General features: G+C 73.2%; 18 protein-coding genes, 1 tRNA gene and 3 pseudogenes. 10 read left to right on the plus strand and 12 right to left on the minus strand.

Annotated features, from left to right (window positions below):
- Positions 1 to 20 precede the first annotated feature (20 nt).
- Positions 21 to 1253, minus strand: coding sequence for a helix-turn-helix domain-containing protein (locus ACN28A_RS04075; RefSeq protein WP_421392456.1), 1233 nt, complete (start codon positions 1251 to 1253; stop codon positions 21 to 23).
- Positions 1254 to 1486: 233 nt separating this feature from the next.
- On the opposite strand from ACN28A_RS04075, the gene ACN28A_RS04080 reads away from it, so the two are divergent.
- Positions 1487 to 2167 carry a bifunctional DNA primase/polymerase gene (locus ACN28A_RS04080; RefSeq protein ID WP_421392458.1) on the plus strand — a complete coding sequence of 227 codons (681 nt, stop codon included), beginning with the start codon at positions 1487 to 1489 and terminating at the stop codon, positions 2165 to 2167.
- A 640-nt stretch (positions 2168 to 2807) separates the two neighbouring features.
- Positions 2808 to 3062 (plus strand): DUF3040 domain-containing protein, encoded by a 255-nt coding sequence (locus tag ACN28A_RS04085; RefSeq protein ID WP_421392460.1) that lies wholly within the window; start codon positions 2808 to 2810, stop codon positions 3060 to 3062.
- Positions 3063 to 3124: 62 nt separating this feature from the next.
- On the opposite strand, the gene ACN28A_RS04090 is transcribed toward ACN28A_RS04085, so the two are convergent.
- Positions 3125 to 4000, minus strand: a complete 876-nt coding sequence (locus ACN28A_RS04090) for an SWIM zinc finger family protein (protein WP_421392462.1) — start codon at positions 3998 to 4000, stop codon at positions 3125 to 3127.
- A complete protein-coding gene (locus tag ACN28A_RS04095) occupies positions 4000 to 7182 on the minus strand; it encodes an SNF2-related protein (RefSeq protein WP_421392464.1) in 3183 nt (1060 codons plus the stop codon). The genes ACN28A_RS04090 and ACN28A_RS04095 overlap by 1 nt, the downstream gene beginning before the upstream one ends.
- Positions 7183 to 7453: 271 nt before the next feature.
- Between ACN28A_RS04095 and ACN28A_RS04100 the strand changes: the two genes are divergently transcribed.
- Positions 7454 to 7777: a zinc ribbon domain-containing protein gene (locus tag ACN28A_RS04100; protein WP_421392465.1), complete on the plus strand. Its 324-nt coding sequence runs from the start codon at positions 7454 to 7456 to the stop codon at positions 7775 to 7777.
- 57 nt (positions 7778 to 7834) lie between these two features.
- Positions 7835 to 8047 carry a hypothetical protein gene (locus ACN28A_RS04105; RefSeq protein WP_421392467.1) on the plus strand — a complete coding sequence of 71 codons (213 nt, stop codon included), beginning with the start codon at positions 7835 to 7837 and terminating at the stop codon, positions 8045 to 8047.
- A gap of 117 nt (positions 8048 to 8164) precedes the next feature.
- Here the strand turns inward: ACN28A_RS04105 and ACN28A_RS04110 are convergent, their stop codons facing one another.
- The 6 genes and pseudogenes from ACN28A_RS04110 to ACN28A_RS04135 form a co-directional block, all read right to left on the minus strand.
- The gene (locus ACN28A_RS04110; RefSeq protein ID WP_421392468.1) at positions 8165 to 8863 is read right to left on the minus strand and encodes a DUF4142 domain-containing protein; all 699 of its coding nucleotides are present in this window, start codon (positions 8861 to 8863) and stop codon (positions 8165 to 8167) included.
- A 351-nt stretch (positions 8864 to 9214) separates the two neighbouring features.
- Positions 9215 to 9286 (minus strand) — tRNA-Val (locus ACN28A_RS04115).
- Between the two features lie 83 nt (positions 9287 to 9369).
- Entirely contained in the window at positions 9370 to 9834 is a 465-nt protein-coding gene (locus tag ACN28A_RS04120) for a peroxiredoxin (protein WP_421392470.1), read from the minus strand.
- Between the two features lie 104 nt (positions 9835 to 9938).
- Positions 9939 to 10376 (minus strand): DUF3052 domain-containing protein, encoded by a 438-nt coding sequence (locus ACN28A_RS04125; RefSeq protein WP_421392472.1) that lies wholly within the window; start codon positions 10374 to 10376, stop codon positions 9939 to 9941.
- Between the two features lie 110 nt (positions 10377 to 10486).
- Positions 10487 to 12466 (minus strand): annotated as a pseudogene (locus ACN28A_RS04130) (transketolase C-terminal domain-containing protein); the annotation flags it as partial.
- Between the two features lie 185 nt (positions 12467 to 12651).
- Positions 12652 to 12991: pseudogene (locus ACN28A_RS04135) on the minus strand (MFS transporter); the annotation flags it as partial.
- A 256-nt stretch (positions 12992 to 13247) separates the two neighbouring features.
- Here ACN28A_RS04135 and ACN28A_RS04140 point away from each other — a divergent pair.
- From ACN28A_RS04140 to ACN28A_RS04160, 5 genes and pseudogenes are all read left to right on the plus strand, one after another.
- Positions 13248 to 13664: a GbsR/MarR family transcriptional regulator gene (locus ACN28A_RS04140; protein ID WP_421404132.1), complete on the plus strand. Its 417-nt coding sequence runs from the start codon at positions 13248 to 13250 to the stop codon at positions 13662 to 13664.
- A pseudogene (locus ACN28A_RS04145) lies at positions 13657 to 13863 on the plus strand (ATP-binding cassette domain-containing protein); the annotation flags it as partial. The gene ACN28A_RS04140 and the pseudogene ACN28A_RS04145, both read left to right, overlap by 8 nt.
- A gap of 116 nt (positions 13864 to 13979) precedes the next feature.
- Positions 13980 to 14567, plus strand: coding sequence for an ATP-binding cassette domain-containing protein (locus ACN28A_RS04150; RefSeq protein ID WP_421392474.1), 588 nt, complete (start codon positions 13980 to 13982; stop codon positions 14565 to 14567).
- Positions 14554 to 15351 (plus strand): ABC transporter permease subunit, encoded by a 798-nt coding sequence (locus tag ACN28A_RS04155; RefSeq protein ID WP_421392475.1) that lies wholly within the window; start codon positions 14554 to 14556, stop codon positions 15349 to 15351. The genes ACN28A_RS04150 and ACN28A_RS04155 overlap by 14 nt, the downstream gene beginning before the upstream one ends.
- Positions 15352 to 15619: 268 nt before the next feature.
- On the plus strand, positions 15620 to 17272 hold the full coding sequence (locus ACN28A_RS04160) for an alkaline phosphatase D family protein (RefSeq protein ID WP_421392477.1): 1653 nt from the start codon (positions 15620 to 15622) through the stop codon (positions 17270 to 17272).
- 135 nt (positions 17273 to 17407) lie between these two features.
- Here the strand turns inward: ACN28A_RS04160 and ACN28A_RS04165 are convergent, their stop codons facing one another.
- The gene (locus ACN28A_RS04165; RefSeq protein WP_421392479.1) at positions 17408 to 19054 is read right to left on the minus strand and encodes a mucoidy inhibitor MuiA family protein; all 1647 of its coding nucleotides are present in this window, start codon (positions 19052 to 19054) and stop codon (positions 17408 to 17410) included.
- 48 nt (positions 19055 to 19102) lie between these two features.
- The gene (locus ACN28A_RS04170) at positions 19103 to 19507 is read right to left on the minus strand and encodes a YjbQ family protein (protein ID WP_421392482.1); all 405 of its coding nucleotides are present in this window, start codon (positions 19505 to 19507) and stop codon (positions 19103 to 19105) included.
- Between the two features lie 189 nt (positions 19508 to 19696).
- On the opposite strand from ACN28A_RS04170, the gene aceE reads away from it, so the two are divergent.
- Entirely contained in the window at positions 19697 to 22453 is a 2757-nt protein-coding gene (gene aceE, locus ACN28A_RS04175) for a pyruvate dehydrogenase (acetyl-transferring), homodimeric type (protein WP_421392484.1), read from the plus strand.
- A 60-nt stretch (positions 22454 to 22513) separates the two neighbouring features.
- On the opposite strand, the gene ACN28A_RS04180 is transcribed toward aceE, so the two are convergent.
- Complete coding sequence (locus ACN28A_RS04180) at positions 22514 to 22951, minus strand: SRPBCC family protein (protein ID WP_421392487.1); 438 nt, start codon at positions 22949 to 22951, stop codon at positions 22514 to 22516.
- Positions 22952 to 23062: the final 111 nt, after the last annotated feature.

Consider the following 23062-nt stretch of genomic DNA (forward strand, 5'->3'; position numbering starts at 1 on the left):
GACGATCCCCCGCAGCGCGGTCATACTCCCACTCCCATGTGCTCAGCCAACTCCGCAATCGGCGCCGGCGGCGCACCCCTTGTGCGACGCAGCACGTTCGACATCACCTCGTGCGCGATCGGCCGGCAACGGATCTCGGACGGAGCCAGCCGGTCACCGTCGACAAGCGCCTCGCCCGCCCGCTCCAGGTCGCCGATCTGGGCGAAGCCGCGGGCCAGGTCGAGCATGTGATGCGCCCGTCGTTCCGGCAGCAGCGCGTTGAACCCGTCCCCGCGCATGATCGTCTGCTCGTGGGTCTGCACGGCGTTCCCGCCCTCGCCGAGTTCCACCGCCGCCGCCGCCCGGTGCAGCTCCAGGTTGGTCGGGCCGAAGCTGGTCCAGTAGAGGTTCTGGTCGCCACCGAGCCGGTCGGCTGCCTCCTGTGCCCCGTTGATCAGGTCCTTGACCGTGTTGTTGTCGCCCATCCGGGCGGCCGCCATCGCCCCCTGCAACAGCAGCATCCCGTAGACCGAGAGCCGCGCCGGTGTGGCGTCGTTGGCGCCGCCCGGCGCGAGGCGGTTCGCGACGCTCACGTTCACCTCCAGCGCCGGCCGGGCCCGGCCGAGCGCCAGCAGGGCGTTGCCGACCCGGAAGGTCGCCACCCCGGCCAGCAGCGGGTCGTCGGCCCGCTGGGAGACCGCCATCGAACGGTCGGCGGCGAGCCAGGCCAATTCGTACTCACCGAGTTTGCGCAGCGCCGACGAGGCGATCTGGTAGACCTGCCCGAGCAGGTGTGCCGCCTTGCCGGCGTCGTCGCCGCCGGTGAGGCTGTCCAGCGCCTGCGCGTCCCGCAGCAGCTTGGGCAGCGCCCGGCTCAGTACGCCGTACCGGGCGTACTGGAAGGTCAGCCAGGCGTGGTTCACCGACTTGGCCATCTCGGCCAGCGAGGGCGGGTGCGGGGCGGTGGCGAAGAACGAACTCATCGAGTCGTACCGCTCCAGGGCGGAACGGATCTCGTCCACCTCCACCTCGTCGATGCAGGTGAGCCCGTCGGGCTGGCGTTCCGGCGCCTTGCCGAGCAGAAGCTGGGCGTCGAGCTGGAGTACGTCGGCGATCTCGTACAGCACGGAGAACTTGTCCAGCCGGCGTACGCCGCGCTCGACCTTGTCCACCCAGCTCTTCGACTTCCCGAGCCGATCGGCGAACACCTGCTGCGACATCTTGCGGCGACCGCGCCAGTAGGCGACACGTCGCCCGATCGGCAGTTCGTCCACGTCCGGCCCTCCTTTCTGCGTCGGCGGGTCAGGGGGCCCGCGCCGGTGCGAAACGGGGGTGCGACTCACGTCCGTGCCGGTCGCACAGCGTGTACGTCCCTCCGGAGACGACCGCTCATAGCTTCCGATACAACTTGCGGCTGTCTGCCCGGACAAACGACCGCGTCATACGCCAGTGACGGGCTTCGACCTGCGCAACCGGCGGAAATCGATGAAAGTAGGGATTCACGGAGATGTGGGAGAGAGTCCGTCCACGTTCGGTGCGTTTCGTCCAGCTCGACCGGGTCCGGCTGCGCCGGATCGCGCTCCGTTACGCCGGGCACGGTTGGCAGGTCACCCCCGGCGCCTGTCTGGCCCGGCACCGCTTCGTGTGCGGTCGGGCCGGCTGTCCGACCACCGGCTGTCATCCGGCGCTGGAGCAGTGGGAACAGCATGCCACCACCGACCCGGCCCGGGTCGCCACCTGGTGGCGGCTGCGGCCGCACTCGATCCTGCTCGCCACCGGCCGCGCCTTCGACGTGCTGGAGGCCCCCGGCTACCTGGGCCGGTTCGCGCTGGAGCAGGCCCGGCCCCGGCTGTTCGGCACCGTCTCCGACGAGGTCCACGGGCCGGTCGCGGTGACACCGGGCGGCCGGTGGATGTTCCTGGTACGCCCCGGCGAGCCACTCCGGCCCGAGCTGGAGGAGAGCCTCGACGTGGTCCGGCACGGCCCCGGTTCGTGGATACCGGCCCCGCCGACCCGACTGCCGGAGGGGACGGTGCGCTGGGTGGTCTCGCCGGAGGAGACCCGCTGGCGCCTCGCCGACCCGTACGCCGTCCAGGAGCTTCTCGTCGACGCGCTGGACGCCGTCGCACCGACCCTGCCCGAGCCGCTCTTCCCGGCACACCTGCCCGCCCCGCGCCAGGGCCGCTGAGACCCTGGACCCGAACGCCAGGTCCGCTGGCCCTTGAGACGGAGCGCTGGCCCAGTGCGGTGAGGTCGATCTCCGCCGCGGGACCTACAGGCCAGGGCCGCTGGCCGCCGCGGCGCCTGACCCACACGCCAGGGCCGCCGAAGCACTGGACGACCCACACGCGCGGGGGCCGCTGGGCCCCTGCGCCGGGGCCGCCGGGGCCGCCGGGGCCGCCGAGCCCGCTATCGACGCCGGGCTGGGTGGTTGTCCGGACGAAGACTGTCGAGCTGCCCCGCCTGTGCGCCCGGCAGGTCGGGCGGGTCCGACGGGGCCGGCGGGTCCGGCGGGTCCGGCAGGTCCGGCGGGTCCTAGACAATGTCCGGATTGTCGCGCCCCGTCTATGCACCCAGCTCGACAGTCTGTCTGTGAGGTATCACCCGGCCGGCCAGGAGAGCGGCTACCCGCCCCGGCCCGCACGCCCAATTACGACCGACCCGGACCGGTTCTGCCGCTATCGCCCCGGGCGGGCCGGCACGGGCGATACGGGCCTGGCGGCGGGCGGCATCCGGGCTGGTAGCAGGGCCAGGAGCAGCGTGAGAGCCGCTCCTGACCGGGTAATCCGGCGCCGGACTGGTTGACGCCTGAGGAGAGGGCCCACGCCATGCTCAGCAAAGAGGATCAGCGCCGTTTCGACGAGATCACGCACCAGCTCCGGATGACCGACCCCGAGTTCGTCGCCCGGCTCGGCGACCGGGGCAGACTACGCCGCGCTCGGCTGATACTCGTGTTGACCTTCGTACTCTGGGCCACCGTACCGGCCCTGGTCGTGCTCGGCGGCTGGTTGGCCGTCGCGATCGCCCCGGCGGTGCTGGTGGCGGCCACGTTACTGATGTGGCAGGCCCGGCGGAACCGCTGAACCGGGACGGGGACGCCCGTCCAGCCACCCTGGCCGGTCGCGACGGCGGGTGGGTGGGTGGGTCACTCCGGATCGCCGACGCCGAACCGGGTGTAGCCGCGACGCAGCCGCTCGGTGAGGCCGGGCCCGCCGATCGCCGCGCCCGGCGGGCCGAGCTGGCGCAGCAGCAGTTCCGGCTCAGTCGCCAGGGTGGGCGGCCGGTCCGGCAGCGGCACCGGGGCGACCCAGAACCGGTCGAGCAGCCCGGCCAGCGGTTCGCCCGGCAGGTCGGCGAGAGCCAGCCCGGCACCGGCACCAGCACCAGCACCAGCACCAGTTCCGGTCAGCCGGTCGGGTTCTCCGCCGGGGTCGGTGCCGCGCAGCGCCCGCAGCCGGGCGAGTAGCCGCGCACGGTCGCGCCCCCGCCAGTGCAACAGTTGGAACGGGTCAGCGTCGAACGCCTCGGCGAGCAGATAGAAGGTCGCGGCCAGGTGCTTGCACGGCACGGCGAAGTCCGGGCAGTCGCAGCGCTGGGTCAGCTCGCCGACGCCGGCCGGGAAGAGCGGCGCACCCGCCTCGGCGAAGACCGACTCCAGCTCCGGCGGTACGTCGCCGGCCAGCAGTCGCGCGCTGAACAGCGCCTGCGCGGCGAGCAGCTTCTCCAGCCGCCCCCAGACCCGCTCGGACAGCGGCCGGAACCGGATCGACACCTGGTACGGCCTCGCCCGGGAGCCCTGCACCACCGCGGTCACCTCGCCCGGTGCCACGTCCAGCGAGACGACCTGCCCGGCCCGGGCGTACGAGCGGCCCCGGGTGAGCCGGGTGCCCAACGCGAACGACTCCAGTACGTCGAGGAAGCGGCGGGACCACCAGGACTGCCCGATCGCCCCCCGGGCGGTACGCGCCCGCAGCCCACCGTCGACCTTGCGCGGCCGGCCGTACTCGCGGAAGTCGGCCATCACTCCACCACCGCCCCGCGCTCCAGGGCGAAGAGCTGCCGGAGTTCCGATGTGGAGAGTTCGGTGAGCCACTGCTCGCCGCTGCCGACGATCCGGGCGGCCAGTCCGCGCTTCTCGGCGATCATCGCGGCCACCTTCTCCTCCACGGTGCCGGCGCAGACGAACTTGCGTACCTGCACCGCACGGCGCTGGCCGATCCGGAACGCCCGGTCGGTGGCCTGGTCCTCGACGGCCGGGTTCCACCACCTGTCGACGTGTACGACGTGGTTGGCGGCGGTCAGGGTCAGCCCGGTGCCGCCGGCCTTGAGGGAGAGGACGAAGAGGGCGGGGCCGGCGGCCTGGTCCTGGAACCGGGCGACCATCGCGTCCCGGTCCGCCTTGCCGACGCCGCCGTGCAGAAAGAGCACCTCGCGGCCGAACCGGGCGGCGAGATGGGCCCGGAGCATCCCGCCGAACTCGGCGTACTGGGTGAAGACCAGGGCCTTCTCGCCGGCCGCCAGCACCTCGTCGAGGATCTCCTCCAGCCGGGCCAGCTTGCCGGAGCGGCCGGGCAGCGCCGAGCCGTCCCGGAGCACCTGGGCGGGATGGTTGCAGACCTGCTTGAGCCGGGTCATGGTGGCCAGCACCAGCCCGCGCCGCTCGATGCCCTCGGAGGACTCGATCCTGGCCATCATGTCGTCCACCACCGCCTGGTAGAGCGACGCCTGCTCCCGGGTGAGGTTGCAGAGCACCTCCATCTCCAGCTTCTCAGGCAGGTCGGTGATGATCGACCGGTCCGTCTTGACCCGGCGGAGCACGAACGGGCCGGTGATCCGGCGCAACCGGGCCGCCGCTTCGTCGTCGCCGTGCCGCTCGATCGGCTCGGCGTACCGCTTCCTGAAGGCCGTCGCGGCGCCGAGCAGGCCCGGGTTGGCGAACTCCATGATGGACCAGAGGTCGGCGAGCCGGTTCTCCACCGGCGTACCGGTGACCGCCACCCGGTGCCGGGCGGGCAGCGAGCGGATCGCGGCGGCCTGCCGGGTCGCGGCGTTCTTGATCGACTGGGCCTCGTCCACCACGATCCGGTGCCAGTCGACCTCGGCCAGCGCGGCGGCGTCCCGGGCCGCCACCGAGTAGGTGGTGAGCACCAGGTCCGCGTCCCGGACCGCCGCGGTGAACTTCGCCCCGCGCGGCCGTTCCGCACCATGGTGTACGTGTACCCGCAGCTCGGGCGCGAACCGGGCCGCCTCGCGCTGCCAGTTGCCGACCAGCGACATCGGGCAGACCAGCAGGGTCGGGCCGGCTTCGGCCGGGTCACCGGCGAGCAGCGCCAGCATCATGACGGTCTTGCCCAGCCCCATGTCGTCGGCGAGGATGCCGCCGAGCCCGAGCGACTGGAGGAAGGCCAGCCAGGCCAGCCCCCGCCGCTGGTACGGCCGCAGCGTCCCCCGGAAGCTCTCCGGCGCGTCCCGGGGCGTCAGGTGCCGCTCCGCCTGGCCGGCGAGCAGGTCCCCGAGCGGGCCGTCGGCGCTGACCCCGAGCACCGGCAGGGCATCCGGATCGTCGTCCGGGGTGGCCAGTCCCAGCCGGAGCAGGTCGCCCACGGTCAGCTCGCCACCGGCCCGGAGCATCCGGAGCCCGGCGGCGAGCCGTTTCGCGTCCAGCTCGACCCACTGGCCGCGCAGCCGGACCAGCGGTGTCTTCAGCGTGGCCAGCGCCCGCAGCTCGGCGGCCGAGAGCGGCTGGTCGCCGAGGGCCAGCTCCCACCGGTAGTCGACGAGCGCCTCCATCCCGAGCGCACTTCGCGCGGCGACCGTCCCCGGCGCGGTCGGCGCGGTACGCGTCCGGGCCTGCAACCGGGCGCCGAGCCGGGCACCGGGCCGCTGCCACCAGGACGGCAGCAGCACGCCGAACCCGGCGGCGTGCAACACCGGCGCCCCGTCCCGGAGGAACCGGTGTGCTCCCTCGGTGTCCAGCTCCAGCGCCTCCGGGGCGGCCGTCCGGAGCGCGCCGTCCAGCGCCGGCCAGAGCCGGCTCGCCCGGCCCAGCTCGGTCAGCAGGGTCTCCTGCGGGGCGGCCAGGTGCCGGGCCAGCGCCCGCAGGTCGCCCCGGGCGGCCCAGATCCGGTCCGCCCCGACCACCAGGCTCGGCTCGTCGGCCGCCTGGAGCGCGAACTCCACCCGCCAGCGCCGCTCCTCCCCGTCCGAGTCGACCGGCTCGACCAGCTCCCCCGCCCCGAGGTCGATCTCGACCGGGGCGGGTGGTTCGACGAGCCGGAAGCAGGCCCGTACCGGGCTGCCGGCGGCGTCGCGCTGCCAGGTCCGCAGTTCGCGGTCGAGTACGGCCACCGCCTCCGGCGCGGCGGTGAACTCCCGCTGCCGCCCGGTCAGCGCCCGCAGCCAGCCCCGGACGGCGGCGTCGGCGGCACCGGCCCGACCGGCCCCGATCAGCCGTACGCCCTCCAGGGCCGTCCGGGCGGCGGCGTCGGTGAGCGCGTCCAGGGCGTCCGCGACGATCTCCGCCGCCGAGCCGGCCGCGGAGGGATCGCCGTCCGGCAGGGCGGCGCGGGCCGCGGGCGGCAGCGCCATGGTCAGCGCTCGGGCCCAGCGGGCGTCGGCCCCGGTGAGCAGCGGGCGCCACACCGCACGGGCCGAGCCGTCCGGTGCCGCGAGGCCGGGCAGGGTCCGGCCCCGGCGCACCAGCTCGACCGCGAACCCGGCCAGCCCGGCGAGGTGGCGCAACGACGCACCACGGACCGGCGGACCGGCCGGCCCGTCGGGTTTCCGGCCGGCCGGCTGCCGCCGGTCGCCCGACGCTCCCCCGGCAGCGAGCGGCTCGTCCGCGCCGAAGGCGAGCAGCACCGGAAGTGCGTGGTCCGCGTCGTACTCCAGCACCGGCACCCGCCAGGACGCGAGGTCGACCGGATCGCGGCCCGGCTCGACCGGCTCGGTCCGGACCAGCTCCGCCGAGTCGACGGGTGCGCCGGCCCGGGTCGGCAGGGCCAGCGGCAGGCTGCCGGTGGTCGCCTTCGCGGCGAGGTCGCCGAGCGCACCGGCCAGCCCGGCGTGTCCGGCGGCGAACGGATGCGGCCGGTGCCGGGGCGGGCGGCCGGGGCGGCGCGGCGGCCGGACCGGCAGCGTGGAGTCCTCACCCCACACCGCGAGCCGGCCCCCGGCCAGCCACGACGCGTGGACGACCAGCACGCAGAGGTCCCTTCTTCGGCCGTCGGGTCAGCGGGCGGCTCCCTTTCTAGCACCCCGCCCGCCACCGGTGCCGGGGCCTCGCCGGTACGGCGGGGCGTCGACGCCCCGAGCACTGCCCGGCCGGGCCCACCGGTCCGGGAGTTCACGCCCGACTGGCGATTTCCGGCACTAACCCAGTCACGAATCGAACAGTTTCGCCCCGGTGGCCGTACCAACGGAGAAGATGACGACAGGCATGGATGCGTCGGCATCACGAGGTGAGGCGGTGACCATGGACTTCCCCATCGTGAAGCGGGCGACGCCCGGACGCTACCTGCTCCGCGGGCTGCTCTCCTGCGGGCCCTGCGACGAGTTGCTGATCCCGTCCTTCTCGTCGAGCGGGCGCCGCTACTACGGCTGCCCCCGCCGGCAGTGCCCCCGGCCGTGGATTCCGGCGGAGCAGGCCGAGCAGGCCGTCTGGGCGCACGTCACGGCGACGTACGGGGACGCGGCCCGGGACCTGCCACAGGACCGGCGACCGGCGCTGCTGGCCGCCGTACTCGCCCGGGTCAGCGTCGGGGTGCGGGTCGCCGACCTGCACTACCAGTGGCGGTGAAACGCCCGGCTGCGGCGATCCCCTGCGGTGGGGACGTTCCGGCGGCAGGATGGCCCCATGGAGGGCTCCACCGAGATCCCACTGGTCGGCGGCGTGGGTGACGGCGGCACGGTGCTGGTCGACCTCGACGTGCACGGCCGGCCGCCGCTCACCCACCACCACCTGATCGACGACGGACTCGCCCAGGCGGAGATCTACGAGTTGGAGGCGGCGGACACCGGCGAGGGGCCGCCCTGGCGGTACCGGTGGCGCGGGCCCGCCCCGTCCTGAGCGGTCCCTTCCCACCCGTCGCCGCGCACGGACGCCATCCGTGGACCCGCGTCGAGCCGGCCCGGGTCGTCCCCCGGACCGGCTCTGTGCGTTCCCGCCGCCGCCTGCCTCCTACCGCTACTTGCCGCGGAAGACCCGGACCGTGGCGACGCCGCCCAGGGCGAGCGCGCCGAGCAGTACGGCCCAGATGATCGTCGTGTTCAGGCCGGTGCCGAACTCCGCGTTCGCCTTGGCGTTGGCGGCCAGCGACTGGTCCTGCGGGGCGGGCACCGCCACCGGGGGAAGCTCGGCGTACCGCACCAGGCCGGTGCTCTCCAGCAGGGTCATGTGGGTCTGCACGAAGCCGTTGGCCTGCTCGGCGAGCGTGCGTACTGTCTCGTTGCGGGTGCCGGACCGGACCGCGCCGATGACCGGGAAGATCGCCCCGTGTGCCGCCCGAAGCCGGTCCACGAAGATCCGGTCGAACCGGGCTCCGGTGGCGTTCGTCATCTCGTCGAGCCAGCCCTTCTGCTGGGCCGTCGGCTCGGTGGGCAGCTGGACGCCGAGCTTGTTCGCCGCCTCGACGGTGAGCTGGTCCAGTTCGACGTGCTGCTTGGCGATCTCGGCGCCGATCTCCCGGACCCGCTGGCTCTCGCCCTTCTCGGCGGCCATCTGCCCGGCCGGCATCTCCCAGAGCCCGGCCAGCCGGACCCCGCTGAGCAGTGTCATGTCGGCCGCGCCGAGCTGGGTCGGCCCGGCCGGCGCCGCGCTGGCCGCCCCCGGCAGCACGAGCAGACCGACTACCAGGCCGGCCAGCAGGCCAGCCGTCCGGCGCATTCCCTTTACCGCAGATCGGGCCGTGGCCACCTACTCAACCTCCCATAAAGCCGCGCCAGAGTGGCAATGGAGTTATCGGCCAGGACGGTATTGCGGCGCGCGCTTATGAGTCAATCTCGGAAGGCCGGGCAGAGCGAAGCTTAGGGCATATTTAAAGGAAATTTATACCGGCGGGTAGCCTCGGCGCCGCCGGGCGGAACCACCGACGACGGACCGGACCTGCGGTTTTCCCGCCGCGTCGGGCCGGCCCGGCGGACGGGGCGGGAAAGTCCACCGGAAGCGGAGCGGTCGACCACGTTGCGCAGTACGGCGTTGACCCCGGGTGACATTTCCCGGAAAGAAGGGGTTGGGTGGGCGCGGCAGGTTTCGAACCTGCGACCCCTCGCTTGTAAGGCGAGTGCTCTCCCACTGAGCTACGCGCCCGGAGTGCCCGACGGCCACCGGCGGCGGCAAGCTTACCTGCCGCCCCGGTACCCGCTCCACCCAGTTCACCCACCGGGTCGGGTTCAGGCCAGCGCCGCCGCCAGTGCCTTGCGCCAACCGGCCTGGTCACGCGCCTCCCCGGGGCCGTTGCACTCGGCGAAGCGCACCGTACCCGCCCTGTCGACCACGAACGTGCCCCGGTCGGCGAAGCCCGCGGTCTCGTTGAAGACGCCGTACGTCCGGGCCACCGCGCCGTGCGGCCAGAAGTCGGCGAGCATCGGGAACTGGTAGCCCTCCCGGTCGGCCCAGACCTTGTGCGCGTAGACCGAGTCGACGCTGACGGTGAGCACCTGGACGTCGTCGTTCTGGTATTCGTGGAGGTTGTCCCGCAACTCGGCGAGTTCACCCTGGCAGGTGCCGGTGAACGCGAGCGGGTAGAAGACGAGCAGCACCGCCCGCCGACCCCGCAGGTCGGACAGGCGCACCTGCTGGTTGTTCTGGTCCTTGAGCACGAAGTCCGGCGCCTCGGCACCGACGTCGATCGGCATGCGGTCCTTCCTGTTCGTGGGGCATCGACCGGCTGACCACGCGGGATCGGCCGGCTCGGCCGTACGGCTGCGGCGTCCGGGCTGCTCCTCCGGCCCCGACCCGGCTACCTCTTCGCCTTGGCGCCCCGACGCAGGACCAGTCGCGCTCCGCTCCAGTCCTTGCCGGCGTTGACGGTCGAGGTCTGCTGGAGGCCGGCGGTGACCGCCGTCTCGCTGACCTCGCTCGGCTCGACGTGCCCGTCCCGGCCGGCCTTGGGAGTCAGCAGCCACACCACGCCGTTGTCAGCCAGCGGGCCGAGGGCGTCGACGAGCATCTCGAACAGGTCACCGTCGCCGTCGCGGTACCAGAGCAGCACCGAGTCCACGACCTCGTCGGTGTCCTCGTCCACCAGCTCTCCGCAGCGATCGGTCAGGGCGTCCCGGAGATCCTGGTCGACGTCGTCGTCGTACCCCATCTCCATGACGACCATCCCCGACTCGATGCCGAACCGGTCCGCCACGCTCCGTACGCCGTCGGCGGCCTGACCAGCGGTCGCGCTCACTGTCACGTGCCTCCTCATCTCCCTGCCAGCGGCATCCGGGTGACGCCGATGACGCAAAGTCCACACAGTTGTCCCGCCGCGCGCAAGTGGCACACCGAGTCGAAGGGAATTTACCGTGCCAGCAGCGTTCGGGCACCCTGGGTAATGGCCTCTTCGGAGACCAGCACGCTACGGGCGGCCGGACCCAACGGGACGAAGGTGTCGATAGAAGCTACCCTACGGGCAGATCCGACAAATCCGGCATCCACCAGCGCCGCGACCACCCCCTCGCCGACCCCGCCCGACCGGCGCGTCTCGTCCACGACCAGCACCCGGCCGGTGGCCTGGGCCTCCCGGATGATGTCCGCCACCGGCAGCGGCGCCAGCCAGCGCAGGTCGAGCACCCGGGTACCGACATCCTCCTCGGCCAGCTTCGCCGCCGCCCGCAGCGACATGCGAACACCATTACCGAACGTGATGATCGTGACGTCCTCGGCCGAGCCGACGCCGTACACCCGGCCCCGGCCGATCGGGACGTGGCTGGCCGTCCAGCCGCCCGGCCCGAGGTAGGGGGCGAGCCACTCGCCGTCGCCGTCGGTGTGCAGATCGCGGGTGTGGTAGAGCGCGATCGGCTCCAGGAAGACGCAGACGCTGCCGTCCACCGCCGCACTGGCCAGGCAGGAGCGCAGCATCGGCGCGGCGTCGTCGGCCCGGGACGGCACCGCGAGCACCAACCCCGGCACGTCCCGGAGTACGGCGAGCGAGTTGTCGTTGTGGAAGTGCCCGCCGAACCCGTCCTGGTACGCCAGCCCGGCGATCCGGACCACCATCGGGTTGCGGTAGGCGCCCCGGGAGAAGTACTGCATGGTGGCCGCCTCGCCCCGGAGCTGGTCCTCCGCGTTGTGCAGGTAGGCGAGGTACTGGATCTCCGGCACCGGCAGCATCCCGCTCAGCCCGGCGCCGAGACCGAGCCCGAGGATCGAGGTCTCGTCCAGCAGCGTGTCGAAGACCCGGGGGGCGCCGAACCGGTCCCGCAGGCCCTTGGTGACCCCGTACACCCCGCCCTTGACCGCCACGTCCTCGCCGAAGACGGTCATGCCGGGATAGTCGAGCAGCCCGTCGGCGAGCGCGGCGTTTATGGTCTGGGCCAGGGTCAGCGGCCCGGCCTGCTCCGGCAGCTTGCCGTCGAAGGCGGCGTTCCGGGCGGCGGCGGCCGGTCCGGCGGCCCGACCGGCGGCCTCGGTGACCGCCCGGGCGACCCGGACCGGGCGCCTCGGCGCCAGCGGCGCCACGATGTCCGCGGCGCTGTCCAGCTTGCGCTCGCCGAGCACCTCCTCGGCGACCTTGCGGACCTGCCAGCCGACCTCGTCGTAGCGGGCGATCAGCTCCTCCGGGGTGAGTAAGCCCGCCCCGGCGAGCAGCCGGGCGGTGCCCACCAGCGGGTCCCGGGCCACGTCCCGGGCGATCTCGGCGGCACTGCGGTACGCCATCTCGGCATCCGCACCGGCGTGCCCCATCAACCGCACCGTCGACAGGTGCAGTACGGCCGGACGCCGGTGCCGGCGCACCCAGGCGGCCGCCTCGACCGCCACGTCGTACGTCTCGACCAGGTCGCAGCCGTCCGCCGAGAAGTACCGGATGCCGGGCCTGGCCCGCAGCGCCTGCGTCACCCAGCCGTCCGGCGAGCGGACGCTGATGCCGAGCCCGTTGTCCTCGCACACGAAGAGCACCGGGATGCGCAGCCCGGTGTGGTCGCACCAGCCGGCGGTGTTGAAGGCGGCGACGGCGGTGGCGTGGTTGACCGAGGCGTCGCCGAACGAGCAGACCACTATGGCGTCGGCCGGCCAGGCCGGCTCGGCCTCGGCACGCTGCCGGGCGGCGCCGCCACCGGCCGCCCGACGGCCGCCGCCGGACCGCCCCCGCCCGTCGCCGAGCCGGCGCAGCCGTTCGATCGCGAAACCGATCCCGACCGCCCGGGGCAGGTGCGAGGCGATGGTGGAGGTGGTCGGCACGACGGCGACGGCGGCGTTGCCGAAGACCTTGTGCCGGCCGCCCGCGATCGGCTCGTCGGCGGAGGCCACCACCCCGCGCAGCACGTCCCGGGCGGCCTCCAGGATCGCCTCCGGCGCCCCGGCGTCGGATCCGTCGTCGTCGGGCCGGGGGTCGGCGGGGTTCGCGCCGGAGCTTCCGTTGGCGTCCTGGCCGCGCATCACCTCGGCCACCCGTTCGGCGACCCCGACCCGGTGCGCCACGCCGTCGGCCCGGCCGGCCGGCGGAGCCGGGTCCCCGGCGTCGGCCTGGGCGACCCGGGCGCAGTAGAAGGCGCCGGAGCGGTAGTGCAGCAGGGCCGGGTCGGTCGGCCGGACCGCCAGCGCCACCGCGGCGTTGCCCTCGTGCCCGGAGGAGCCGATGGTGTAGTAACCCTCGCCGAAGCTGCGCAGCCAGCGGGCCGCCAGATCGAGATGCCGGCTGACCAGTTGGGCGTCGAAGAGTTCCAGTGCCGTCCGGCCGTCGAGCGTGCCGCCGTCCCGGACCGGCTCGGCGGCCGTGCGCCCGGTCGCCGACACCTCGACGGCGCCGACCGCCTCCCGGAACCGTTCGTCGAGATCTTGGGGGGTGGTCACGTCCGACAGCATTACCGACGCCGGCCACCCGTGACCACTCAGACACGTCACAACCGCCCATCTCGGCCGGAGCTCCGCAGGTCCGCAGGGCCGCCGGCCGGTGGGGCGGAGCGACCGGGCCGAAGGACCCTTCCGGTACGCGGGACAGCTGCGTACACTCAAAGTTCAGAACTTCCTGAACGTTCGAACAGCAAGGAGTGGTAATTCCGTGGCCGAACTCTCCCCGGAACGGCACTACGCGGAGGAGGCAGCCGTCGCGCTGGCCGGCATGGGCCTGACCCCGGCCTACGGCAAGCTGCTCGGCTGGCTGCTGATCTGCGACCCGCCGCAGCAGACCAGCGGAGAACTGGCCGCCGCGCTCGACCTGTCGAAGGGATCGGTGAGCACCGGGATGCGGCTGCTGGAGCGCAGCGGCTTCGTCCGGCGCGTGCCGGTCCCCGGCCGACGCGGGCACGCCTACGAGGTCGCCCCGGACGCGATCATCCGCACCGTCGTCGAGCCGACCCGGTTCCGGGTGTTCCGGGAGCTGATGGACCGGGGCGTGCAGCTGGCCGGCGGCCCGGACGCCCCCCGGGCCGACCGGGTGCGGATCACCCGCGACTTCTACGCCTACGTCGAGCGGGAGCTGCCCGCGCTTGTCGAACGGTTCAGGGCCGATCAACGGAAAGGAGCAGCCGATGCCTGACCCGGCCATCAGCACCGAGCAACTCGTCAAGCGGTACGGCCGCAGTCGTGGCCTGGCCGGCCTGGACCTGCGGGTCGAGGTCGGCGAGGTGTACGGCTTCCTCGGGCCGAACGGCGCCGGCAAGTCCACCACCATCCGGCTGCTGCTGGACCTGATCCGCCCGACCAGCGGCCGGATCAGTGTGCTCGGCCAGGACCCGCGCCGACACGGGGTGGCGCTGCGTCGCCGGATCGGCTATCTGGCCGGCGACTTCGTGGTCGACGGCCGGCGACCGGCCGGGAACTCCTCGGCTACCTGGCGAGCCTGCGCGGTGGGGTGCCGCGCGGCCGGATCGAGGAGTTGGCCGCGCGGCTCGACCTCGACCTCGGTCGGCGGATCCGCAGCCTGTCCCGGGGCAACCGGCAGAAGGTCGGAGTGGTGCAGGCGTTCATGCACTCCCCCGAGCTCCTCGTCCTGGACGAGCCGACAAGCGGGCTCGACCCGTTCCTGCAACAGGAGTTCGTCGCCCTGGTCCGCGAAGCCCGGGCCGCCGGGCAGACCGTGTTCATGTCCTCGCACGTGATGAGCGAGGTGCAGCAGACCGCCGACCGGGTCGGCATCGTCCGGCAGGGCCGGCTGGTCGCCGTCGAGCACGTCGAGGAGCTGCGGGAGCGCGCCGTCCGCCGGGTGGAGATCTCGTTCGCCGACCCGGTCGAGCTGGCCGAGTTCGCCGGACTGCCCGGGGTCACCGACGCGACCCTGGCGCACGGCACCCTGCGCTGCCGGCTGAACGGCCGGGCCGACGCGCTGGTCAAGGCCGCCGGGCGGCACACGGTGCTGAGCCTGCTCTCCGAGGAACCCGACCTGGAGGAGCTGTTCTTCGACTACTACGCGACCGGGGAGGTCGAGCATGCTGGCGCGTAACCCGTTCGGCAAGGCCCTGGTCGACGCCCGACGACCACTGCTCGGCTGGACCGTGGCGATCGTCGCCGTCGCCGCCATGTACGCGGCGTTCTGGCCGACCATGCAGGCACCGCAGATGCAGGAGGCGCTGGCGGCGTACCCGGAGGGGTTGCTGGAGGCGTTCAACTACAGCGACCTGACCAGCGCCGCCGGCTATCTCGGCAGCGCCGTCTACGGCCTGCTGGTGCCGCTGCTGGTCACCGTCTTCGCCATCGCGACCGGCACCCGGACGGTGGCCGGCGACGAGGAGGCCGGCACCCTCGACCTGGTACTCGCGCATCCGGTCGGCCGGGTCCGGCTCGCGCTGCACCGGTTCGCCGCGCTGCTGGTCGGGCTGGCGGTGATCGCCGTGCTGCTCTGGCTGGCGATGCTGGCGCTGTCCGGGCCGGCGGAGTTCGACGGGGTGGGTGCGGGCGACCTCGCCGCGGTCAACCTCCAGCTCGCCCTGCTCGGCACCACCTTCGGCGCCCTGGCGTACGCCGTCGGCGCGGCGACCGGCCGCCGGGCCGTCGCGCTCGGGGTCAGCGCCGGGGTGGCCGTGCTGGCGTACCTGGCGAACTCGGTGCTGCCGCAGGTCGAGGGTTGGCAGTGGGGGGCGGAACTCTCCCCGTTCCACTGGTATCTGGGCGGCCAGCCGCTGGTGCACGGGGTGCAGGCCGGCGGTGCGCTGCTGCTGCTCGGCACCTCGGCTGTGCTGGTCATCCTCGGCACCTGGGCGTTCAGCCGCCGCGACGTCGCGGTCTGAGCCCGACGACCGGGGGCGGCGCGTCGCCAGCCGCCCCGGTCGGCGCCGGCAGGGTCACCAGCCGCTCCGGCAGGGCGGGCAGGATCCCGCCAGCCGGTTCCGGGTCGGCGCGGGCCGGGCCAGCCCTCCCGGGCACGGCGGGCAGGGACGCCGGAACCGGGCAAGCCTTCACTTTCTGTTCGACAGGTCGTTGTCGGGACTATCAGCCCGATGAACCCGTGATCGCCAGGCTGCTCCCAGCCCGTCCACCGGATCTTGGGAGATGCCGATGGTTCTGTCCCGCCGTACCCTCCTGCTCACCGGCGCCGCGGTCGGGGCCGCCGGCGCGGTGACCGGCCTGCCAGCCGCGGCCGCCGCCGCCCGGCCGCTGGCCGCCGACCCCTTCACCCTCGGCGTCGCCTCCGGCGACCCGGACGCCGACGGCTTCGTGCTCTGGACCCGGCTCGCGCCCAGCCCGCTCGCCGAGGACGGTCTGGGCGGGATGCCGAACCGGGCCGTCCCGGTCCGCTGGGAACTCGCCGCCGACGAGCGGTTCCGACATGTGGTACGCCGGGGTACGGCGATGGCCCGCCCGCAGTCCGGGCACGCCGTGCACGTCGAACTGAACGGCCTGCCGCCCGGACGGGAGTTCTTCTACCGGTTCCACGCCGAGCGGCACACCTCGCCGGTCGGCCGGACCCGCACCGCACCGGCGCCCTGGGCGCTCGGCGGCGCCCTGACGATGGCCTTCGCCTCCTGCTCACAGTTCGAGCACGGCTACTTCACCGCCTACCGCCGCCTCGCCGAGGAGCGGCCGGACCTGGTGCTGCACCTCGGCGACTACCAGTACGAGTACACCAGGGGCAGCTACGTGGCCCCGGGCGGCAACCCGCGCGACCACGAGGGGCCGGAGACGGTCACCCTGGCGAACTACCGGCAGCGGCACGCACAGTACAAGTCCGACCCGGACCTGCGGGCCGCGCACCAGGTGGCGCCCTGGATCGTGGTCTGGGACGACCACGAGCTGGACAACAACTGGGCCGACGAGGTCCACGAGAAGCCGGAGATCCCGCAGCCGGACTTCCTGGCCCGCCGGGCGGCGGCGTTCCAGGCGTACTACGAGAACATGCCGCTGCGCCGCACCTCGATCCCGCACGGCATCGACATGCAGCTCTACCGTCGGCTCCGCTGGGGACGGCTGGTCAACTTCCACATGCTCGACACCCGGCAGTACCGGGACGACCAGGCCTGCGGCGACGGCACCAGGGACTGCCCGGCCGCACTCGACCCGGCCCGCTCGATCACCGGTGCCGAGCAGGAGCGCTGGCTGCTCGACGGCTTCCGCCGCTCCGACGCCCGCTGGGACGTCCTCGGCCAGCAGGTCTTCTTCGGCCAGCGGGACACCGACGCCGGCCCGGCGAAGTTCACCTCGATGGACAGCTGGGACGGGTACGCCGCCTCCCGGGACCGGATCACCCGGGGCTGGGTGGCGGCGAAGGTCCGCAACGCGGTCGTGCTGACCGGTGACGTGCACGCGCACTGGGCCGACGACCTCAAGCTCGACTACGACGACCCGACGTCGCGGACGGTCGGCACCGAGCTGGTCTGCTCGTCGATCACCTCGGGTGGCAACGGCGCCGACTCGGTGACCGGCAGCCACCCGTACTTCCCGCACAACCCGCACCTGCGGTTCCACAACAACCAGCGCGGCTACGTACTGACCCGGTTCACCGCGCGGGAGCTGACCGCCGACTTCAAGGTGCTGCCGTACGTGAACACGCCCGGCGCACCGGCGTACACCCGGGCGTCGTTCGTGGTGTCGGACCGGGTGCCGGGGCTGCACCAGACGTACGACCGGCCGGTCGACCCGGCCACCGCCGCCGCCCGGTCGCTGGTGGACCAGGCGGCCGAGACGGCGGCCCGGGAGAACCTGCGGCCCTGAGCGCCGCCCGCCGGCCAGGCCGGCCCGGTGGTCCCGCCGGGTCGGCCGGGACGGTCGGGACGGTCGCCGGCCGGCCCGGTTCGGGTCCGGGCCGGCCGGCGACCGTCCATCCGCCCGCCACGCGTCGAGCGAGTCCTACTCGCGCCAACCGAGCAGTTCGACGCCCTTGGCCAGTTCCACCCGCAACCCGAGAACGATCTCCCGGGAGTCGCCGGGTGGCAGCTCGACGTGCCAGGCCAGCTCGCCGAGCGCGGCCCGTTCGTCCGGCGCCGGGTCGAGGCGCAACTCCCGGACCGTTATCCCGTCGCCGCGCGAGACCGGCAACTGGTCCCGCACCGTCAGCCGGGCCGGCCTGGGCGTGTGGTTGACCAGGCTGATCCGGTACTCGACCTCGCGGCGCCGGGTCGAGCCGAGGGTCGCCCTGGTGTCGCTGCGCCGCACCAGCTCCCGCTTCACCCGGATCCGGTCGTCCAGCCCGAGCGCCACCTCCACCTCCTCGCCCGGCGCCCAGGTCGGCAGCGTCGTGCCACCGACGAAGTCGGCGCCGTGGAACACCGACGCCGGTCCCGGCAGCAGGGTGTGCTCCGAGCCGTTGACGGCGGTGGCCCGCAGGTGCGCCCCGGGGGTACGCACCGGCGCGGTGACGTGGTCGAGCCGGGCCGCCAGCTCCAGTACGGCGACGACGGCCCGGTGTGCGCCACCGTCGGCGGGTACCGCCACCGGGCGGGCCGGGCGGTAGGTGGCGGCCTGCACGCCCTGGGTCAGGGTGGCGGTCGGCTGCGCCACCGGCGTCGGTGGCGGTCCGGCCCCGCGCGCCTTGCCGGCCGCCGCCGAGACCGGCCCACCACCGGGTACCGGTGCACCGGCGACCCGCGCCCGGACCGGGCCGGCGGCCTCCTGCGCCGGCCGGAGCACCGGTTCCGCCTGGTGCAGGTACCACGGTTCCAGCTCCGGCAGTTCGGTGCCGGTGGCCGGGCGGGCGGTGGAGAGCAGCAGCTCGCACTCCGGCCAGTCCTCCCCGGTGCGCTGGCTGACCAGCCCGAACCAGGTGAGCGTCAGGGTCTCCTCGACCAGCCGCAGGTCGTACGAGGAGGTCCAGCCGGCGCCCTGCACCACGTACGAGAGTTCCAGCTGGACCTCGGCGGCCGGCTCCGGACCGGTCGGGTCGCCGCCGCCGTCCCCGCCGCCGGCCGGTTCGATCCGCAGGCTCACCTCGGCGGCCAGCCGGTCCGGCGACTGGCGACCGGCCAGCGCGCCGATCTCCCGCTCCACCGCGGCCAGCCGCTCCCGGGCCTCCTCCTGGCGGCGGACCAGCTCACGCCGCCGGGCCTGGCCGGCGGCGGTCTGCTCGGCGACCGAGTCGGTGAACCCGGCCACGTCGCCCGGGGTGGCCTCCCCGGCGGCCAGCGCACGGGCGTAACTGGCGCCGGCCCGCTGGGTGAGCAGGGCCAGGAAGTCGGCGCGCTGCCCCTCGACCGCTTCGGCGTCGGCCAGCTCGGCGAGTTCGGCGGCGATCTCCCGACGCCGCTGCGCCAGCTCGGCGGCGGTCCCCTCGGTGGCCCGGGGCAGCACCTCGGTCACCACGTCCACCCCGAGTACGGTCGCCGGCCCGTGCCCGCCGACCCGCAGTGACTCGCGGAGCAGGCCGAGCGGGAGCGGCCCGAGCCGGATCCGGTGCTCGCCGGGCGGGCGCCGGAGGTCGGCCCGGCGGGTGATCCTGGCCCGGTCCGGATAGACCGTGACGGCGACGATCGGCGCCTCGATCGGGGGTGTGGTCGTCATCGGGCGAGGCTACCCATCCCGCGCCAGCCGGCACCCGCAGCACGGTCGTCAGCCGGGGAGGAAGGAGAACCGGACCTGCCGGGTGGGGTTGTCGCCGTTCGGGTCGACCAGGCAGATCGACTGCCAGGTGCCCAGCGCCAGCCGGCCGGCCAGCACCGGCAGCGTCGCGTACGGCGGCAGGAAGGCCGGCAGCACGTGGTCCCGGCCGTGCCCCGGTGAACCGTGCCGGTGCCGCCAGCGGTCGTCGGTGGGCAGCAGTTCGTCGAGCGCGGTCAGCAGGTCGTCGTCGGAGCCGGCCCCGGTCTCGATGATCGCCAGGCCGGCGGTGGCGTGCGGCACGAAGACGTGCAGCAGCCCGTCGCCCCGGCCGGAGAGGAACTGCTCGGCCTCCCCGGTGATGTCCCGGACCACGGGCCGGGACCCGGTCCGGATGGTGATCACCTCACTCTGCATCCGCCCAGTCTCCCCGACCCCGAAGCGATCTTGATCCTTCCCGGGCGGACGAACGCCGTGTTGCCGGAAAGTTACCCCCTGGTACCTGTGTCGAGCGTCGCCTCTGCCCCGCCTAGACGTGACGGAGCCAGGCATGAGGGGGCAGGATGGCGCTAGAGACCTATCCCACACACAACCTAGGGAACGCCTGTGGCCACGGAACGCAAGCGCCCGGTGATCAGCGACGGCCTGCCGAGCCAGCTTCCGGACATCGACCCCGAAGAAACCAGCGAGTGGGTCGAGTCGCTCGACGGTGTCATCGACGAGCGCGGCGCCAAACGCGCCCGCTACGTCATGCTGCGCCTGCTGGAGCGGGCGCGGGAGCGCCAGGTCGGGGTGCCGCCCCTGACCACCACCGACTACCTCAACACCATCCCGCCGGAGCAGGAACCCTGGTTCCCGGGGGACGAGCACATCGAACGCCGGATCCGGGCGTACATCCGGTGGAACGCCGCGATGCTCGTGCACCGGGCGCAGCGGCCGGAGATCGGCGTCGGCGGGCACATCTCCACCTACGCCAGCTCGGCGTCGCTCTACGAGGTGGGCTTCAACCACTTCTTCCGGGGCAAGAACCACCCGGGCGGCGGCGACCAGATCTTCTACCAGGGCCACGGCTCGCCCGGGATGTACGCGCGGGCGTTCCTGGAGGGACGGCTGACCGAGCACCAGCTCGACGGCTTCCGGCAGGAGTTGTCGCACCCCGGCGGCGGGCTGCCGTCGTACCCGCACCCGCGGCTGATGTCGGACTTCTGGGAGTTCCCGACCGTGTCCATGGGGCTGGGCGGGATCAACGCGATCTACCAGGCCCGGTTCAACCGCTACCTGCACCACCGGGGCATCAAGGACACCTCCGACCAGCACGTCTGGGCGTTCCTCGGTGACGGCGAGATGGACGAGGTGGAGTCGCTGGGCGCGATCGGCGCGGCGGCCCGCGAGGAGCTGGACAACCTCACCTTCGTGATCAACTGCAACCTGCAACGGCTGGACGGGCCGGTGCGGGGCAACGGCAAGGTGATCCAGGAGCTGGAGGCGTTCTTCCGGGGCGCCGGCTGGAACGTGATCAAGGTCGTCTGGGGTCGGGAGTGGGACCCGCTGCTGGCGGCGGACACCGACGGCGCGCTGGTCAACCTGATGAACACCACGCCGGACGGCGACTACCAGACCTACAAGGCGGAGTCCGGGGCGTACGTCCGGGAGCACTTCTTCGGCCGTGACCCGCGGACCCGCAAGATGGTCGAGGGGCTCAGCGACGACGAGATCTGGAACCTCAAGCGGGGCGGGCACGACTACCGCAAGCTCTACGCGGCCTACAAGGCGGCGGTGGAGCACACCGGCCAGCCGACCGTCATCCTGGCGAAGACGATCAAGGGTTGGACGCTGGGGTCGAGCTTCGAGGCCCGCAACGCCACGCACCAGATGAAGAAGCTGACCCTGGACGACCTGAAGAGCTTCCGGGACCGGCTCTACCTGGACATCCCCGACTCGGCGCTGGAGAGCAACCCCTACCTGCCGCCGTACTTCCACCCGGGCGAGAAGTCCGAGGAGCTGGAATACCTGCGCGAGCGGCGCCAGCAGCTCGGCGGCTACCTGCCGAGCCGGCGTACCGATCCGGCACCGCTGCCGGTGCCGGGCAGCGAGCGCTTCGCCGACGTCAAGAAGGGCTCCGGCAAGCAGAAGATCGCCACCACCATGGCGTTCGTCCGGTTGCTCAAGGACGTGATGAAGGACCGCGAGTTCGGCAAGCGGTTCGTGCCGATCATCCCGGACGAGGCCCGGACCTTCGGGATGGACTCGCTCTTCCCGACCCAGAAGATCTACTCGCCGCACGGCCAGAAGTACACCTCGGTGGACCGGGAGCTGTTCCTGTCCTACAAGGAGGCGACAAGCGGGCAGATCCTGCACGAGGGGATCAACGAGGCGGGTTCGGTGGCCTCGTTCACCGCCGCCGGTTCGTCGTACGCCACGCACGGCGAACCGATGATCCCGCTGTACATCTTCTACTCGATGTTCGGCTTCCAGCGCACCGGTGACGCGTTCTGGGCGGCGGCCGACCAGATGGCCCGGGGCTTCGTGCTCGGCGCCACCGCCGGGCGGACCACGCTGAACGGCGAGGGGCTGCAACACGAGGACGGGCACTCGCACCTGATCGCCGCGACCAACCCGGCCGTGGTGGCGTACGACCCGGCGTTCGCGTTCGAGATCGCGCACATCTTCGAGTCCGGCCTGCACCGGATGTACGGCGAGCAGCCGGAGAACGTCTTCTACTACCTGACCGTCTACAACGAGCCGATCCTGCAGCCGGCGGAGCCGGCCGAGCTGGACGTCGAGGGGCTGCTCAAGGGGATCTACCGGTACTCGCCGGCCCCCTCGGTGCAGGGGCAGGACGGTTCGGACGCGCCCCGGGCGAACATCCTCGCCTCGGGCACCGGCGTGCAGTGGGCGCTGAAGGCGCAGCACCTGCTGGCCCAGGACTGGGGGGTGGCGGCCGACGTCTGGTCGGTCACCTCCTGGACCGAGCTGCGCCGGGACGCGGTGGAGTGCGAGGAGTACAACCTCCTGCATCCGGGCGACGAGCCGCGGGTGCCGTACGTCCAGCGCAAGCTGGCCGACGCCGACGGGCCGGTGGTGGCGGTCAGCGACTGGATGCGGGCCGTTCCCGACCTGATCTCGCGGTGGATTCCCGGCGACTACACCTCGCTCGGCACCGACGGGTTCGGGCTCTCGGACACCCGGCACGCGCTGCGTCGGCACTTCCACGTCGACGCCGAGTCGGTGGCCGTGGCGGCGCTGCGGCAGCTGGCCCGGCGCGGCGTGGTGCCGTCGTCGGTGCCGGCCGAGGCCGCCAAGAAGTACGCGATCGACGACATCGCGGCGGCGCCGGTGGGCGAGACCGGCGGGGACTCCTGACGGTCCGCACCTGATCCGCACCCTGGGGGGCGGGGCGTCGCAGCGGCGACGACCCGCCCCTCAGCCGACGGTGGCCAGCCCGGTGAGCCGGGCGAGCGAGCCCTCCAGGTCGGCGCCGACCCGGCGCATCCCCCAGCGCAGCAGCGCCCCGCTGACCGGGCCGGCGGGCCAGCGGACCATGATCAGGCGTACCGAGGTGCCGTCGTCCTCGGGGGCCAGCTCGACGTAGACCTCGGTGCGCGCCTCGGCCCGCGCGCCGGAGCCCTCGGCCCGCTCGCGCCAGGCGATAAGGGTCGGCTCCTGGTATGCGATCACCTCGGCGTCCAGCGCCCGGCCCGCCGCGTGTACCCGCTGCCGGCGGCCGATCCCCTCCCCGGAGAGGACCTCGGCCTGGCGTACCCCGGCCAGCCAGCCCGGCAGGTGTTCGGCGCGCTGGACCAGGTCCCACACCGCCTCGATCGGCGCGTCGACCCGCGTGCTGCGTTCGATGAGCATCATCCTTCAGTCGCCTCCATTGCGGACAACCCATGACCATTGGCAGCTTATTCACGATTACGGACGAAAACGGACGATTGCCCATCGACACGCCGGGCGAAACTACCCTGGTGG

Origin of the sequence: Plantactinospora sp. WMMB782 (assembly GCF_049179135.1) — a bacterium.
GTDB lineage: Bacteria > Actinomycetota > Actinomycetes > Mycobacteriales > Micromonosporaceae > Plantactinospora.

Coding starts and splice junctions, on each gene's coding strand:
- ACN28A_RS04080 (WP_421392458.1), top strand. CDS start 1,487: ATGTGGGAGAGAGTCCGTCCACGTTCGGTGCGTTTCGTCCAGCTCGAC.
- ACN28A_RS04085 (WP_421392460.1), top strand. CDS start 2,808: ATGCTCAGCAAAGAGGATCAGCGCCGTTTCGACGAGATCACGCACCAG.
- ACN28A_RS04090 (WP_421392462.1), bottom strand. CDS start 4,000: ATGGCCGACTTCCGCGAGTACGGCCGGCCGCGCAAGGTCGACGGTGGG.
- ACN28A_RS04100 (WP_421392465.1), top strand. CDS start 7,454: ATGGACTTCCCCATCGTGAAGCGGGCGACGCCCGGACGCTACCTGCTC.
- ACN28A_RS04105 (WP_421392467.1), top strand. CDS start 7,835: ATGGAGGGCTCCACCGAGATCCCACTGGTCGGCGGCGTGGGTGACGGC.
- ACN28A_RS04110 (WP_421392468.1), bottom strand. CDS start 8,863: ATGCGCCGGACGGCTGGCCTGCTGGCCGGCCTGGTAGTCGGTCTGCTC.
- ACN28A_RS04120 (WP_421392470.1), bottom strand. CDS start 9,834: ATGCCGATCGACGTCGGTGCCGAGGCGCCGGACTTCGTGCTCAAGGAC.
- ACN28A_RS04140 (WP_421404132.1), top strand. CDS start 13,248: ATGGGCCTGACCCCGGCCTACGGCAAGCTGCTCGGCTGGCTGCTGATC.
- ACN28A_RS04155 (WP_421392475.1), top strand. CDS start 14,554: ATGCTGGCGCGTAACCCGTTCGGCAAGGCCCTGGTCGACGCCCGACGA.
- ACN28A_RS04160 (WP_421392477.1), top strand. CDS start 15,620: ATGGTTCTGTCCCGCCGTACCCTCCTGCTCACCGGCGCCGCGGTCGGG.
- ACN28A_RS04165 (WP_421392479.1), bottom strand. CDS start 19,054: ATGACGACCACACCCCCGATCGAGGCGCCGATCGTCGCCGTCACGGTC.
- ACN28A_RS04170 (WP_421392482.1), bottom strand. CDS start 19,507: ATGCAGAGTGAGGTGATCACCATCCGGACCGGGTCCCGGCCCGTGGTC.
- ACN28A_RS04180 (WP_421392487.1), bottom strand. CDS start 22,951: ATGATGCTCATCGAACGCAGCACGCGGGTCGACGCGCCGATCGAGGCG.